At 57.0% G+C, this 13,802-nt stretch carries 16 protein-coding genes; 10 read left to right on the top strand and 6 right to left on the bottom strand.

Features of this window, described 5'->3' with window-relative positions; translation table 11 throughout:
* Positions 1 to 51 precede the first annotated feature (51 nt).
* The 4 genes from GOW40_RS12320 (at position 52) to GOW40_RS12305 (ending at position 4,989) form a co-directional block, all read left to right on the top strand.
* On the top strand, positions 52 to 936 hold the full coding sequence (locus GOW40_RS12320) for a LysR substrate-binding domain-containing protein (protein ID WP_371731841.1): 885 nt from the start codon (positions 52 to 54) through the stop codon (positions 934 to 936).
* 113 nt (positions 937 to 1,049) lie between these two features.
* On the top strand, positions 1,050 to 3,386 hold the full coding sequence (locus GOW40_RS12315) for a fatty acid cis/trans isomerase (protein WP_254444420.1): 2,337 nt from the start codon (positions 1,050 to 1,052) through the stop codon (positions 3,384 to 3,386).
* A gap of 69 nt (positions 3,387 to 3,455) precedes the next feature.
* Positions 3,456 to 4,118 (top strand): hemolysin III family protein, encoded by a 663-nt coding sequence (locus tag GOW40_RS12310; RefSeq protein WP_371731840.1) that lies wholly within the window; start codon positions 3,456 to 3,458, stop codon positions 4,116 to 4,118.
* A gap of 91 nt (positions 4,119 to 4,209) precedes the next feature.
* A complete protein-coding gene (locus GOW40_RS12305; protein WP_217352289.1) occupies positions 4,210 to 4,989 on the top strand; it encodes a 3-keto-5-aminohexanoate cleavage protein in 780 nt (259 codons plus the stop codon).
* Positions 4,990 to 4,997: 8 nt separating this feature from the next.
* Here GOW40_RS12305 and GOW40_RS22445 read toward each other — a convergent pair whose 3' ends face one another.
* Genes GOW40_RS22445 through GOW40_RS12275 form a run of 6 tightly spaced genes read right to left on the bottom strand, consistent with a single transcriptional unit; the run spans position 4,998 to position 8,606 of the window.
* On the bottom strand, positions 4,998 to 6,404 hold the full coding sequence (locus tag GOW40_RS22445) for a DUF4384 domain-containing protein (protein WP_171132982.1): 1,407 nt from the start codon (positions 6,402 to 6,404) through the stop codon (positions 4,998 to 5,000).
* Complete coding sequence (locus tag GOW40_RS12295; protein ID WP_171230989.1) at positions 6,401 to 6,811, bottom strand: biopolymer transporter ExbD; 411 nt, start codon at positions 6,809 to 6,811, stop codon at positions 6,401 to 6,403. Before GOW40_RS12295 ends, GOW40_RS22445 begins: the two co-directional genes overlap by 4 nt.
* Positions 6,808 to 7,242, bottom strand: a complete 435-nt coding sequence (locus tag GOW40_RS12290; protein WP_171132984.1) for a biopolymer transporter ExbD — start codon at positions 7,240 to 7,242, stop codon at positions 6,808 to 6,810. The genes GOW40_RS12295 and GOW40_RS12290 overlap by 4 nt, the downstream gene beginning before the upstream one ends.
* 9 nt (positions 7,243 to 7,251) lie before the next feature.
* Entirely contained in the window at positions 7,252 to 7,872 is a 621-nt protein-coding gene (locus GOW40_RS12285) for a MotA/TolQ/ExbB proton channel family protein (RefSeq protein ID WP_171103331.1), read from the bottom strand.
* 3 nt (positions 7,873 to 7,875) lie between these two features.
* On the bottom strand, positions 7,876 to 8,379 hold the full coding sequence (locus GOW40_RS12280) for a hypothetical protein (protein WP_371731839.1): 504 nt from the start codon (positions 8,377 to 8,379) through the stop codon (positions 7,876 to 7,878).
* Entirely contained in the window at positions 8,370 to 8,606 is a 237-nt protein-coding gene (locus GOW40_RS12275) for a hypothetical protein (protein WP_171132985.1), read from the bottom strand. The genes GOW40_RS12280 and GOW40_RS12275 overlap by 10 nt, the downstream gene beginning before the upstream one ends.
* A 92-nt stretch (positions 8,607 to 8,698) precedes the next feature.
* Between GOW40_RS12275 and tssA the strand changes: the two genes are divergently transcribed.
* From tssA to tssE, 6 genes are all read left to right on the top strand, one after another.
* On the top strand, positions 8,699 to 9,736 hold the full coding sequence (gene tssA, locus GOW40_RS12270) for a type VI secretion system protein TssA (RefSeq protein WP_171132986.1): 1,038 nt from the start codon (positions 8,699 to 8,701) through the stop codon (positions 9,734 to 9,736).
* Between the two features lie 67 nt (positions 9,737 to 9,803).
* Positions 9,804 to 10,319 (top strand): type VI secretion system contractile sheath small subunit, encoded by a 516-nt coding sequence (tssB, locus tag GOW40_RS12265; protein ID WP_171103342.1) that lies wholly within the window; start codon positions 9,804 to 9,806, stop codon positions 10,317 to 10,319.
* A 3-nt stretch (positions 10,320 to 10,322) separates the two neighbouring features.
* Entirely contained in the window at positions 10,323 to 11,819 is a 1,497-nt protein-coding gene (gene tssC, locus GOW40_RS12260; RefSeq protein ID WP_171103344.1) for a type VI secretion system contractile sheath large subunit, read from the top strand.
* Between the two features lie 94 nt (positions 11,820 to 11,913).
* Positions 11,914 to 12,408, top strand: a complete 495-nt coding sequence (locus GOW40_RS12255; RefSeq protein ID WP_171103347.1) for a type VI secretion system tube protein Hcp — start codon at positions 11,914 to 11,916, stop codon at positions 12,406 to 12,408.
* Positions 12,409 to 12,489: 81 nt separating this feature from the next.
* A complete protein-coding gene (locus GOW40_RS12250) occupies positions 12,490 to 13,311 on the top strand; it encodes a type VI secretion system accessory protein TagJ (protein WP_171132987.1) in 822 nt (273 codons plus the stop codon).
* A complete protein-coding gene (gene tssE, locus GOW40_RS12245) occupies positions 13,304 to 13,798 on the top strand; it encodes a type VI secretion system baseplate subunit TssE (protein WP_171132988.1) in 495 nt (164 codons plus the stop codon). Before GOW40_RS12250 ends, tssE begins: the two co-directional genes overlap by 8 nt.
* Positions 13,799 to 13,802: the final 4 nt, after the last annotated feature.

Below are 13,802 nucleotides of genomic sequence, written 5' to 3'. Positions count from 1 at the left end.
GCTCACGCCAACTGGATATGCTCGCAGCCAATGTCTCGACGTCACTACAACTTGCCACCGCTCGCATCACTCTCGGCGTTCGAGGCCGCCGCACGCCATCTGAGCTTCAAGGACGCAGCCGTCGAGCTGTCTGTCACCCCGGGGGCCGTTAGCCACCAGATCAAGGCCCTGGAGACCGAGCTGTCGGCAGCGTTGTTTATCCGCCGTCACCGCGGCGTTGCTCTGACCGACGGGGGCACCGCATTGTACGAGGCGCTCAGCACCTCATTTCAGACAGTGTCCAAAATACTTGAACAAATTCGCAGCGGGGATTCGGAAAACCATGTCACCGTGGGCGCAACCACTGCGGTGGCGGCCCTTTGGTTGTCCCCCTCGGTGATCCGCTTCTGGCAGGATTACCCGCATGTGAAGGTGAACCAGCTGGCACAGGATACGGCCTTTAACGATCGATCTGATGTGGATTTTTTCATACGGTATGGCCGCGCGCCCGGATCATCTCTGCCGCATACGCAACTCTATCGGGATGTGCTGACCCCTGTCTGCAGCCCCACACTGGCCACTAAGCTGAAAGGGGCCACGCTTGCTGACATTGCGCAGCAGCCTCTGATCCATCTCGACACTCATGACAGCAGCTGGACCACATGGCCCGCCTGGTTTCAGGCACTTGGATATACCGGGCAGGTTCCCGTGCAATCGCGGGTGAACAGCTATGCGCTGGCCTTGCAACTGGCGCGCAAAGGGGCGGGTCTGGCCTTGGGTTGGAGACGCCTGGTGCACCCGATGCTGAACAGCGGAAAGCTCGTGGCATTGGATGAGCACGCGATCCCGGCGCCAAACAACTTCTATCTGGTCGGGCGCGCGGATGAGCATTTGTCCGAAGGCGCCCAAAGCTTGAAATCCTGGCTTTTGGCCGAAATTCAGGACGGCTCGGTTTAGTCTTGCTCATGCAGGACCGCTTTCCGGCAAACTTAATCCGGTCCCGGCTTGTATCCGATCTCGGATCGGGGTGTCATGGGTCTTGCAGACATCTGCCGAACAGGGGGCCGGACATGCCGCATGATCGACAACACACGGGTCAGAAATGGAACGCAGGGGTGCTTTGGCTGGTCTTTGCGCTTTGCTTTCCAATCATGGCACATAGCCAAGATACGCTGTCTGAACCTGCTTGGAAGGATGTGAAAGAGGTTCTGGATAAGCGCTGTGTTGTCTGCCACAGCTGCTATGACGCACCCTGTCAGCTTAAACTGACATCCCCACAAGGTATTCTGCGCGGCGCGAGCCAGCAGCCTGTCTATCACACCGAACGTCTGAGCGATGCGCAGCCCACGCGGCTGGGGATTGATGCCACAACCGTGGCAGGTTGGCGGGATCTTGGATTCTTTTCTGTCACCCGTGATCCGCAGCAGGCAGAAGCCTCGGCCAATCTGATCGAACGCTATCTTGAGTTGGGGAGGCAGACCCCCTTGGCCACGAATGCGCCTGTCCCGCAGGCATTGGAGCTTGCTGTTGATCGAACTCTGGTTTGCCCCACGCCCGATCAGTTCGACGCGTTTGCCAAAAACAACCCATTGGCCGGAATGCCCTATGCAGCCGCAGCTTTGGGCGATGACAAATATGCAACCTTGGCGGCCTGGGCGCGCGCAGGAGCGGTTGTACCTACACTACAAACCGAGGTGCCGGAAGACATCCAACGTCAGCTTGCCGAATGGGAGGCCTTTTTGAACGCCTCAGATATGCGGACCCAGTTGATGAGCCGCTATCTCTACGAACACCTGTTCCTGGCCCATCTGCACTTTGTCGGGGATGACCCCCGACGGTTTTTCCAATTGGTCCGATCCAGAACTCCGTACGGCCAAGAGATCGATGTCATCGCAACCCGCCGCCCGTTCGACAGCCCCGGAGACGGGCCGTTCTACTACAGGCTGCGGGTGATCGACGAAACCATCGTCCACAAAGAGCATCTGGTCTACTCGCTGGGCGCCGACCGCATGGCGCGGTATCAAGAGCTGTTTTTGGACAGCGATTGGGCGCTGACCGCGTTGCCGTCTTACGGAGATGCCGAGGGCGGTGATCCGTTCACTACCTTCGCCAGCCTGCCCGCAAGATCGCGCTATCAGTTTCTGTTGGACGACGCCCTGTTTTTTGTGCGCAGCTTTATCCGCGGCCCCGTCTGTCATGGGGCCACAGCGGTTGACGTGATTGAGGATCGGTTCTGGGTCAGTTTCCTGGACCCGGACGCCGATTTGTCGGTCACCGACCCAGGTTTCCTACAAGACGGCGCCGCCTTCCTTGAATTGCCGGTGGCGCAGGTCGATCGAGGAAAGCTGGGCGATTTGCATGGTCTGTCCCATAAAAATCAGGTCCGCTATCTTGAATTCCGCGACGCCCGATACCGCGCCAGTCCGGCGCATCAACAAGGGTTTGGCTATGACGCGATCTGGGACGGTGAGGGCACGAACACAAACGCCCTACTGACGGTGTTTCGAAATTTCGACAATGCGTCGGCCATGACAGGGTTTCACGGGGCGGTCCCGGAAACCGCATGGGTGATCGACTACCCCGTGTTCGAGCGGATCTATTACGTCCTGGTTGCCGGTTTCGATGTCTTTGGCCGGATCGAACATCAACTGGCCACACGGCTTTACATGGACGAGTTGCGGATGGAGAGCGAGGATCTATTCCTGACCTTCATACCACGTGAGAACCGACCAGAGTTGCACAAGAGCTGGTATAGCGGGCCTCTGGCCCAATTGCATACCTACTGGCATCAGCGGCGGGTGGATGACACGTTTCCCACCGGGATCGCGTATGCCACAAACCAACCGAAACAGGAATTTCTGCTGGCGTTACTTGCGCGAGGCGGTGGTCTTTGGCCTCTGTCTGACCCGATAAATCGGTGCACGGACGAAACCTGCAGGGATCAGGCCCTGCGCACCATCGCTGCTGAACCTGGACCCTGGGCCAAGTTCTTTCCAGATCTCTCGGTCTTGATCATCGAGACCCCGGACAAAGAGGATCAGATCTTCACCATCGCCCATGACAAAGCGCATTCCAATATCGCGTTTCTGTTTCACGAGCCGTCACGGCGCCAGCCTGACGAGGATGTTCTGACGATCCTCCCCGGGCTCTTCGGCAGCTATCCCAATTTCTTCTTTCGGGTGCCGCAATCACAGCTTGATGTGTTTACAGAAGAGGTGAAATCCATCGCGACGCAGGAGGACTATCTGACTTTGGTCAACAATTTTGGTGTGCGCCGGACCAGCCCGAACTTCTGGCCATCAAGCGACCAGTTGCATCAGGCTTTTGCCGCAAGCGACCCATTACAGGCGGGGATTTTTGATCTGAACCGGTACAAGGATCCCAAACCGGATGACACGCCGGAATAGGCGTGGCGCTAACACTCGCGGTTTTGTTAACTTGTTGCGTGGGTTCTGTGCGCTTACCTTTGATCCATGATGTCTTTTGCGCATATCCGACCAGCCTATAGCCGGGCAGAGCGTATCAGCGACGGATGTGTTCATGTACTTGGGGTGTCCTCAGCCGTCATCGCGGTGCCGATCCTCATATGGGTCACAGCCTACAGCCACCCCAAGACCGAAGCCGTTCTGGCCGCATCAATCTATGGCTGCACCCTGGTGCTGATGCTGTCGTTCTCGGCGGTTTACAACATGTTCGACACCCATCGCATGACCGACCTGTTTCGCCGTCTGGACCATTCGGGCATCTATGTAAAAATTGCAGGGACATATACGCCCTTTCTTGTGCTTTCAGGCGCCCCCACCACCGGGCTTTTGGTGGGGTTGTGGTCATCGGCCACGCTTGGATCGGTTTTGAAAATGATGGACCCTGACAGGTTCCGCTGGTTCGGCCTTGCGCTTTATTTGATCATGGGCTGGGCGGCTGTGCTTGCCGGGCATTCCATGCTGGCCGAGCTATCGCCCTTTGTCCTGACGCTTATGATCGCAGGTGGCCTAGTCTATACGGTCGGCGTGGTTTTTTACCTGATGGAATGGCTGCCCTTTCACAACACCATCTGGCATGTGTTTGTGCTGACCGGCAGTGTCTTGTTTTTTGTCGCTGTCACCGACCATCTTTTGCTGATGTCGCAAGGCGTTTGAAGTCGCCCGTTGATTTCAACGCAACAAGCGACAAAGGAAAAGCAGAAGAAAGGCTCTTGCCAGCCCGGCGCAAAGCAACCAGACAGCAGCCATGAATGAGTTCAAAAAGCCGTTTATCATGGTCGCGCCCAATGGTGGCCGCAAGACCAAGGCGGATCATCCTGCGGTCCCGACAACTGTTGCCGAATTAATCGCCTGCGCACAGGAGTGCCATGCCGCTGGGGCGGACGCCCTTCATGCACATGTTCGCGACAGCGCAGGCAATCACCTGCTGGATGCCGGGCAATATCGCGAGGTTTTGCAGGAATGCACCCTGCAGGTACCGGAATTGCAGGTGCAGATCACCACCGAAAGCCTCGACCGATATGATGCTGCGGATCAACGAAAACTGGTCAGAGATGTGATGCCGCAGCGTGTCTCGGTCGCTTTGCGGGAACAAATGACCGGTACCGATGATGCCACGGCGGGGCGGTTCTATCACTGGGCGGATGATTCGGACATTGAAATCCAACACATTCTCTATTCTCCGAAAGATCGGGAGTGGCTTGAGGAACTGCAAGACCGGCATGTGATACCCGATAAGCCGCAGCGCGTTCTGTTTGTGTTGGGGCGCTATGAGGACGGGTTACCGAGTCGCCCGGAAAACCTGCAACCGTTTCTGGATGTCGGCACTCGGCCAACGCGCTGGATGGCATGTGCCTTCGGTCAGACTGAAACGGCCTGCCTGGTCAAGGCCCACCAAATGGGTGGCGAGATGCGGATCGGGTTTGAAAACAATCTGCACAATGCAGATGGCAGCCTTGCCAAAGATAACGCCGAACGGGTTCGCGATCTACGGGCTGCGCTCGGCTTGCACGACAGCATAGGTTGACGTCTAGGCTATTCTGCTGCGGTGGTGATGAAGAAATAGACCCATTCACCTTTGAAATCCGGGTTCTCCGAGCGGGCCGCAGAAATGCGGGATTTCAGGAATCTCAGGTAGTCATCAGCGGGTTCGACCAATGGCCGTTCGTCCTGGTAAAGCGGCACCGAAGACGCAAAGGCCACTGCGATCTCCTGGCCGTAAGGTGGGCCGATGGTGATGAATAGCCCCGGTTCGCCGGGCGCATCTGCTCCGATACGAAGCGAGGCTTTGGCCGGTGTCAGCTCCACCGGTGTTGACGCGTTGGGGCTGAGGTGGATCACCTGCCCATCGGCATCGAAATAATCCACATAGACATAGGCGTCGTAATCTGCGCCGGACAGATCCAGAACCAGTTGCTGACCCTGGACATAGCGAAATTCGCGCGCGTGCACATCGTCGCCGATCAGCAGAGGGTTGGTGATCTGGTCTGTAGATTGCGGCAGGCCGACATCTGCAATTCCGCTCAGCGCGCCGCATTGTGGACGGGGCAGCAGCAGGATGTTGTCGGCGACGCGGATATTCTCGCCCATCTGGGCCTGCAACGCCGCAAGCGTCGGAGCGCGCAACCCGTCTTCGGGAATATGGCCGATCACCTCAAGCGTGTTGGTTTCGGGTTGGAACTGCACCTGCAGGCGGGAGCAGGGCACTTGGGCCAGCAGGCCATCGATCCCGTCACGCAAATCCTGCGCAGCCTGTGCGGCATCCTCGGGGCGCATGAAACTTTGGATTGCGGCCAGCGAGACGGGGTCAATCGGGCCGTCTCCGGTTGTTGACATGACATCTGAGGCCACGGCTGTTGTCGTGTCGGGCTCGGATTGTATGAGCGCAACAGGTTGTGGCGAAACCGCCTGCGCCGTTTCGGTCGCCGGGGTGGCCGAGACAATGGTCTGTGCCTCCAGCTCTGCGGGTCGTGACAATGCCTGGTTGACAACCGTAGCGACGACAGGGGTCGGGGACACTTGGGCACTCACAAGCACCTCAGCGGCGCTGGTAATTTCGGTCAGGCCCAGCGTTGGCGCCAGCTGCGCTTTGATCCGGTTGGCAGTATGCGCGAGCGGGGGCCGCGCGTTGGTTTGTGGCGGTGACGCTGCAAGCGATTGCTGTGGCAATGGGGCAGCGGCAGCGCTGGATTGCCTTATGACACCCTGATCCAAACGCGCCCCGCTGGCCGTTTTGGCCCGGGCCGCATCGGATTGCAGTTGGGCTTCGACCGCTTGGCTTTGCTTCACCTGGTGGGCCGACAATTGCATCCGCGTTTCGGGAACGGGCTGGTCCAGCACCGGGTCGGGGTCGATGGTCCCGAGCAAGAGCAGCGCCCCAGCGACATGCAGCGCGACCGAGCCTACAAGCCCGGCCCCCCAAATCAGCGGTCCGCCCGTCACCGGATCGGCCCCAGAGGTGTCACGACCAGAACTACCTCGCGCGCACCCATGGCCTCAAACCGCGCGATCAGGGGCAGGATGTCGCGCAAAATCGCGTCACGATGGGCGTTGATGCGCACACGCGTTTCAGGATTGTTAGAGATCCTCGCCAGCACTTTGCCCTGTGCGTCTTGCTGGCTCAGTTCGACGCCGTCCAAAGCCAACACACCATCAGCACCCACTGACAAGGTGATACCACCGGCAGGCATATCTGCACCGGTAGTGGCCGTTGGCGGGGTCACATCAAACGGTGCAGTAGCGTCCATGCGACCGATCAGCATGAAGAACACTAGCAGAAAGAACACCACATCGATCAGCGCGATAATGGTCTCGGGCTGCGTGCGCGGGGCAGGGCGCGTGATCCTCATGGGCTGGCCTCAAGACGCACGACACGCATGTTCACAACGCCTGCCAGTGTCACACTGTCCATCACCGATACCAGCGATTGCAGTGCCGCACCCCCTGTGGGCAGAATGATGACCTGAGTTGACGGGTCATCCCCAAGACGCACCGCCAACAATGTGTCGAGTTCGGACAGGGTCATCGGCTTGCCCTGATGATAAGGTGCGCCGTCAGCGCCGATGCGGATCAACAAGGCGCTGGCATTGGCCTCGCCCGACACCTCTTGCGCCGGGGCAGGGCGATCTGATTGCGCAAGCGCCGGGATCATGTCGAGGTTCAGATAGGTCGAAGTGACCATGAAAAACACCAGCAGGATCAGCAACACATCGATCATCGGCACCAAAGAGATCAAGGGCCGGGTCGGTTTGCGCCTGTGCAGAGTGAGTTCGTTGGTCATGACTGAGTCCTAGGGCGTGCCGCGTTCCTCGATCACCATCAACTGGCCGATGGCGTTTTCGATGGATTGCGCCCCGGCCTCGGCGCGCCCTGACAGAAGTGAGGCGCCGATGGCTGCGGGAATGGCGACCAAAAGCCCTGCGGCGGTGGTCAGCAAGGCCTGCCAGATACCGCCCGCAAGGACCGACGCGTTGGCGGCGCCCTGGGCGAGTTCCAACTGTTGGAAAGATTGGATCATGCCGGTCACGGTTCCCAGCAGGCCCAAAAGCGGTGAGATCATCGCAATCAGCTCCAGCACTCTGATCCAGGTGTTCATTGCAACAAATTCCTGATTGCCGCGTCGGGTCAATTCAGCCATCAGCGCTGATCCCTTAAACCCATCCATCAGGGCCTGCATTGCATAGGCGCAAACGCGATCAGCAGGGGATTTGCCGGCTGCCACTGCCGCCTGAGCAGGCTGTCGATCCCCGTTGGCCCATTGTACAAAGGCGGCATCCCGCGATGCTTCGCCCGACCGCACCGGCGCCAATTGCAGGGTTTTGACCACGATAAGGGTCAGCGACAGCAACGACAGCAGACCAAGAACCGCAATGATGGGCCCACCTGTGCCCAAGTTTTCAAAGCCAAACATTGTCTATTGCGCCAGATTAGCTGTCGTTTTGCTGCCAAGCGTCAGCAGTGGGAAGCAATCCATCGGTTCAGCGTTCTGTGGCTTGCAAGCAGGCAGATCATGCAGCAGAACTTCGGATATGTCTGCGCAATTGACCTCGGGGATTTCAAACAGTTTCAGCACGGTGCGCTGCACAGGCAGCGGCGAGGCGTCAATGGAAAGAAGCCGGTCAATCACACCATCATTGTCCAGGATAGCCAGCGACATTTCAAAGTCTTCAAAACTGTTCTCCGTCCGATTTCGAAACAGAAAATACGCACGACATCCGTTGCTCTCACCAGGTTCGAACTTGTTCAACTCAATCGACAGCTTCCCCTCTTCAGCTGCGACAACCAGCGGTGCGAGCATCAGCGCAATTGCGCCAAGTATGCGAATTTTCATGTTTTTCCCTTTTTCGTCGTCGTGGATCGACCCTGCAAAGCCGATGTCAGATCGCGTCAGGATCAAGAATATAAGGCTCAAACGCATTCAGGCTTGATCATTGCAGCATTCGGTTCGACGCGGGAAGAAGTTTTTTCCAAGACATGCACGAAGCGCCTGTGACCAGAAAGCCGCGATTGAATTTCAGCAGTGTAGCGCCGAGCCCATGCCGCAAAAAAAACGTATTTAAGAGGTTTGACTTTAGCCCGGTGATGCGGCTGATTCAGAACACGAGCTGCGAAAATAGTAGAAAAGTTTGCGAGTTTAATGATCATGTGAACTAGGTCATACACAAGATCGTGAGCACTGCGGTAGGCGATAAACAACAACGAAACGCGGCCAACGGGCAATAGGGTGATAACAGAAAATGGACCTATCCTCATATCTCGAACCCAGAGGTGAAGAACCTCCAAGCGGAGAGAATCTGGAATACGATCCAGCGTTTACGGATCTTGAAATCGCTGCACAGCCCGGTGAAGAGCGGCAGATGGGCGACGAGATCGTTGCAGCAGAAGAGCAGGACTGGAGCGACGTCGAAGACAAGGCGCTGGCGGTTATGGACAAGAGCCATGACTTGCGTGCCGCCATTTATCTGGCCGAGGCCGTTCTGCACACCAAAGGTCTGCCAGCGTTCGCCGCGGCAGTTGGCTATGCGAAATCGCTGCTGGATGAGTTCTGGGACACATGCCATCCCGAACTTGATGAAGACGATGGCGATGCCACGATGCGCATAAACGCGGTTCAGGGGTTGTCCTCGTCGGACCGCATGGTGCGCGCTTTGCGGCGCACCGGTATCACAGACAGTCGCATGTTTGGCCGTATGACACTGCGCCATCTCGACGTGGTTGATGGCCGGATCAACATGCCTGCGGATCTGGAAGAGATACCCGACGAAAACAGTGTTGCGGCGGCTTTCAAAGACACCGATGACGAGGTACTGGCTGCAAATGCCGAAGCTGCTGCCGCAGCGCTGGAAGATATCGCTGCTATCGATGCAATCTTTGCCGATAAAACGCCTGGCGAAGGACCAAATCTTGATCCGCTGACCGAGGCGTTGAAGAGTATTCAACAAGCGTTGGCACGTTATGCTGACGTGGGCGAGGCGGCGATTGATGACGTAAGCGATAGCGATGACGACGCGCCTGTTTCTTCTGCAGCTCCGGCAGCTGCTGGTCCGTCGGGCGGCGGGGCGATCAACTCGCCCGAGGATGTCACGCGTATGCTGGACCACATCATGGACTATTACGCACGCTGCGAACCGTCGAGCCCACTGCCCATTCTGCTTGAGCGCGCCAAACGGCTTGTGAACGCGGATTTCCTGACGATTATCGAAGATATGGCCAAGGAAGGTCTGGATGAGGTCCGTCAGATTGGTGGCCTCAAATCAGACGATGACGATTATTGAACCGCCCCAGATGCCCTGGGACAGCGGACGTAGAACAAACACAGACACATGAATCGAGGAGCATCAGATGGCTGACAGTTCACAAAAATTCATAGCCCGTAACAGGGCTCCGAGGGTTCAAATCGAATACGATGTCGAACTGTATGGGGCTGAGAAAAAGGTTCAGTTGCCTTTTGTCATGGGCGTTATGAGCGACCTGGCCGGTAAGTCCGAGGTCGAACAGCCCGCAGTGGCCGACCGCAAGTTTCTTGAGATCGACGTCGACAATTTCGATGACCGGATGAAATCGATGGCCCCACGTGCCGCGTTCACCGTGCCCAATACCTTGACCGGCGAAGGCAATCTGGCGGTCGATATCACCTTTGAAAGCATGGATGACTTCAGCCCTGCCGCGATCGCCGCAAAGGTCGCGCCGCTGAAAGAGCTGCTGGATGCCCGCACCCAACTGTCAAACCTGATGACCTACATGGACGGCAAAACCGGTGCTGAAGACCTGATTACAAAGATCATGCAGGACCCGAGCTTGCTGAAAACACTGGCAGCCCAACCCAAACCGGGCGGCGACGAAGCCGAGGAGGACTAAAAGATGGCCGAAGAAGAAGCCAAGGTAGAAGCCGCCGAAGGCGCAACAGCGTTTGGATCCTCGGAATTCGAGGCGCTGCTGCAAAAGGAATTCCGTCCGAAATCGGATCAGGCAAAAACCGCCGTTGAAAGCGCGGTTAAAACGCTGGCCGAACAGGCTCTGGCCAACGCTGGCCTGATCTCTGATGACGCGTTGCGGTCAATCGAAGGCATTATTGCCGAGATCGACAAGAAGCTGACCGAACAGGTCAACCTGATCCTGCACCACGAAGAGTTCCAACAGATGGAAAGCGCGTGGCGTGGTCTGCATTATCTGGTGAACAACACCGAAACTGACGAGATGCTGAAAATCCGCGTGATGAACATCTCGAAGAAGGACATGCACAAGACCCTGCGCAAGTTCAAAGGCACCGCGTGGGATCAATCACCGATCTTCAAGAAGCTTTACGAAGAAGAGTTCGGCCAGTTTGGTGGTGAACCTTACGGTTCGCTGGTGGCAGATTACCATTTCGACCACAGCCCGCAGGACATCGAACTGCTGGGTGAGATGTCGAAGATTGCGGCCGCAGCTCATGCTCCTTTGATCACCGGGGCCAAGCCAAGCCTGTTCCAGATGGACAGCTGGTCGGAACTGGCCAACCCGCGCGATCTGACCAAGATCTTCCAGACACCGGAATACGCCGCGTGGCGGTCGCTGCGCGAGAGCGAAGATTCCAAATATGTAGGTCTGGCGATGCCACGCTTCCTGGGCCGTTTGCCTTACGGTTCGAAGACCGAACCGGTCGAAGAGTTTGCGTTTGAGGAAGATACAACCGGTGCCAACAGCGACAGCTATAGCTGGGTGAATGCGGCCTACGGCATGGCGGTGAACATCAACCGGTCCTTCAAGGAATATGGTTGGTGCTCGCGCATTCGCGGAGTGGAAAGTGGCGGTACGGTCGAAGGCCTGCCCGCGCATACATTCCCGACCGATGATGGCGGTGTCGACATGAAATGCCCTACCGAAATCGCGATTTCAGATCGTCGCGAGGCGGAACTGGCCAAAAATGGCATGATGCCTCTGATCCACCGCAAGAACAGCGACTCGGCAACGTTCATCGGCGCGCAATCTTTGCACAAACCCGCAGAATACGACGATCCAGATGCAACCGCGAACGCCAACCTGGCCGCGCGCTTGCCCTATCTGTTCGCGACCTGCCGTTTTGCGCATTACCTGAAATGCATGGTGCGCGACAAAGTCGGATCGTTCAAAAGCCGTCAGGATATGGAAAGCTGGCTGCAGGATTGGATCAACCAGTACGTGGATTTCAACGCCGATATTTCAGCCGAAGCGGAAAAAGCGCGCAAGCCGCTGGCCTCTGCCGAGGTTGTTGTGGAAGACGTTGAAGGAAACCCTGGATACTACACATCCAAGTTCTTCCTGCGTCCGCACTATCAGCTTGAAGGCTTGTCAGTGTCCCTGCGCCTTGTTTCGAAACTTCCATCTGAAAAAGCTGGATAATTTCGCGAAAAAAAATGGCGGCATGTGAAGCAATTCACTGCCGCCCATGTAGCCCTCAGGTAAACCAAGGGTACACATACTAGAGGAACCCAAAATGGAAAACGTATTCATCAAAATGGACTTCCCTGGCGAGGCCCGGGAAAAAGCACACACAGACTGGATCGCGTGTAAAGAGATCAGCTGGAACGTCGAGCGGACGCTGGATATGTCCGACATGGGCACAACCCAGCGCGGCTATGCGAACGCAAATTTTGGCAAGGTCGAACTGAGCACTGAGCTGAGCAAAGCTTCGGCAAAGATCATGACCTATGTTGCCTCGGGCAAAGCAAACGGCGAGATGACAATCCATCTGTGCCGGGCGGGCGATGATGAAAAGAAGGGTATGGAACCTTACCTGATCATCACCCTGCGCGACGCCATCGTCGACAGCTACTCGGTCTCGGGTGGCGAAGATTCGATCCCGTCGGAATCCTGGACCGTCGCGTATCGTGGCATCTCGGTCAAATACAAGATCGCCGATTTCAAAACCGGCAAACTCAGCGACTGCAACGAGTTCAAGTGGAACCTGGAGACTGGCGACGTCAGCTAAGGTCCGATCTGAAAATGGCTCTGGCGGCAGGTGCCGCCGGGGCCCTTTTGCTTTTTTGCTTCCAGACTGCGCGAGGGTTTCATGACGCCAGAAGAACATCTTAAATCAGGCGATCTGACCGCAACGCTTTCAACGCTGCAAGACAAGATCCGCGCAAACCCCGCAGATGCAAAGCTGCGGATTTTTCTGTTTCAGCTGCTTTGTGTCATGGGCGACTGGAAGCGCGCGATAACGCAGTTGAAACTGAGCGCGGAAATGGAAGAAGAGGCCACGATGATGGCCAAAACCTATCGCGAGGCCATTATCTGCGAGGTCTATCGTGAAAAGGTTTTTGCGGGTGAGAAGACCCCAATGATTTTTGGTGAGCCCGAAGAATGGCTGGCTCATCTGATCGAAGCTCAGAAACTGACGGCAGGTGGCCATTTCGAACAGGCCGCCGAGTTGCGGGCCAAAGCCTTTGACGCGGCTCCTGCAACGTCGGGCACTGTGAATGGCGAAGCGTTTGAATGGATCGCCGATGCCGATATGCGGTTGGGGCCGGTTTTGGAGGTGATTGTAAACGGGCGCTATTTCTGGCTGCCGTTTTCCCAGATCGCCCGGCTTGAAATCGAAGAACCCAGCGATCTGCGGGATTCCGTTTGGACGGCATGTACACTAACCGTCGCAAGCGGCGGCGAGGTCGCGGCTTTGATCCCGACGCGTTACGCTGGAACAACGGATCAAGGGGATGATGCCGCACGCCTTGCGCGCGCGACCAGTTGGATTGATGCCGGGGCCGAGACCTTTGTTGGCCTGGGCCAGCGTCTTTTGACCACCGATACCTCAGATGTCGCGCTGTTGGACATTCGCGAACTGGTCCTGAATGTGACCACCGAGTCCGGGGAAATGGCAGGAGATGGCTGAGAAGGCGCTTGTCGAAAGACTACAACCTTCGCTTCTTGACCGGTTGACCGACAATGCCCCGGATCAGCTGAAAGAAGGCCGCGACGCGCGGGTGATCGACGTTGGCCGTCTACGCGAGATCATCCAACGTGATCTTTCCCTGCTGCTGAATACGACCGATCAGTCCGACCTGATCGACGAAGATGTCTATCCCCACGCCGCCAAGTCGGTTCTGAACTATGGGATTCGCGAAACATCGGGCTCATTTTCCACCATTCGTCAGGCGCAACGCATCCAGCAATCGATTGCCGATTCAATCGAAGTGTTCGAGCCGCGGATTGTCAAAGGCTCCGTAGTTGTTGACCTTCGTTCCAAACAACGGTCTGGCGAAATGCACGTTGAGTTCGACATTCGCGCCGTCATGTGGGCGCAGCCGATGCCGCTTGAGCTTTATTTGCGCAGCCGTGTCGATGTGACGACCGGTGAAGTGGCAATCGAGAGGAGCTAAGCAG

The organism is Ruegeria sp. HKCCA6707 (assembly GCF_013033515.1).
Lineage (GTDB): Bacteria > Pseudomonadota > Alphaproteobacteria > Rhodobacterales > Rhodobacteraceae > Ruegeria.
Note: the sequence above shows the minus strand (reverse complement) of the source record. Positions and strands in the feature narration are given on the sequence as shown.

Bases quoted from the DNA above. Each gene is read 5' to 3' on its own strand.
- GOW40_RS12315 (WP_254444420.1), top strand. From the start codon at position 1,050: ATGCCGCATGATCGACAACACACGGGTCAGAAATGGAACGCAGGGGTG.
- GOW40_RS12310 (WP_371731840.1), top strand. From the start codon at position 3,456: ATGTCTTTTGCGCATATCCGACCAGCCTATAGCCGGGCAGAGCGTATC.
- GOW40_RS12305 (WP_217352289.1), top strand. From the start codon at position 4,210: ATGAATGAGTTCAAAAAGCCGTTTATCATGGTCGCGCCCAATGGTGGC.
- GOW40_RS12295 (WP_171230989.1), bottom strand. From the start codon at position 6,811: ATGAGGATCACGCGCCCTGCCCCGCGCACGCAGCCCGAGACCATTATC.
- GOW40_RS12290 (WP_171132984.1), bottom strand. From the start codon at position 7,242: ATGACCAACGAACTCACTCTGCACAGGCGCAAACCGACCCGGCCCTTG.
- GOW40_RS12285 (WP_171103331.1), bottom strand. From the start codon at position 7,872: ATGTTTGGCTTTGAAAACTTGGGCACAGGTGGGCCCATCATTGCGGTT.
- GOW40_RS12280 (WP_371731839.1), bottom strand. From the start codon at position 8,379: ATGCGTTTGAGCCTTATATTCTTGATCCTGACGCGATCTGACATCGGC.
- GOW40_RS12275 (WP_171132985.1), bottom strand. From the start codon at position 8,606: ATGATCATTAAACTCGCAAACTTTTCTACTATTTTCGCAGCTCGTGTT.
- tssA (WP_171132986.1), top strand. From the start codon at position 8,699: ATGGACCTATCCTCATATCTCGAACCCAGAGGTGAAGAACCTCCAAGC.
- tssB (WP_171103342.1), top strand. From the start codon at position 9,804: ATGGCTGACAGTTCACAAAAATTCATAGCCCGTAACAGGGCTCCGAGG.
- tssC (WP_171103344.1), top strand. From the start codon at position 10,323: ATGGCCGAAGAAGAAGCCAAGGTAGAAGCCGCCGAAGGCGCAACAGCG.
- GOW40_RS12255 (WP_171103347.1), top strand. From the start codon at position 11,914: ATGGAAAACGTATTCATCAAAATGGACTTCCCTGGCGAGGCCCGGGAA.
- GOW40_RS12250 (WP_171132987.1), top strand. From the start codon at position 12,490: ATGACGCCAGAAGAACATCTTAAATCAGGCGATCTGACCGCAACGCTT.
- tssE (WP_171132988.1), top strand. From the start codon at position 13,304: ATGGCTGAGAAGGCGCTTGTCGAAAGACTACAACCTTCGCTTCTTGAC.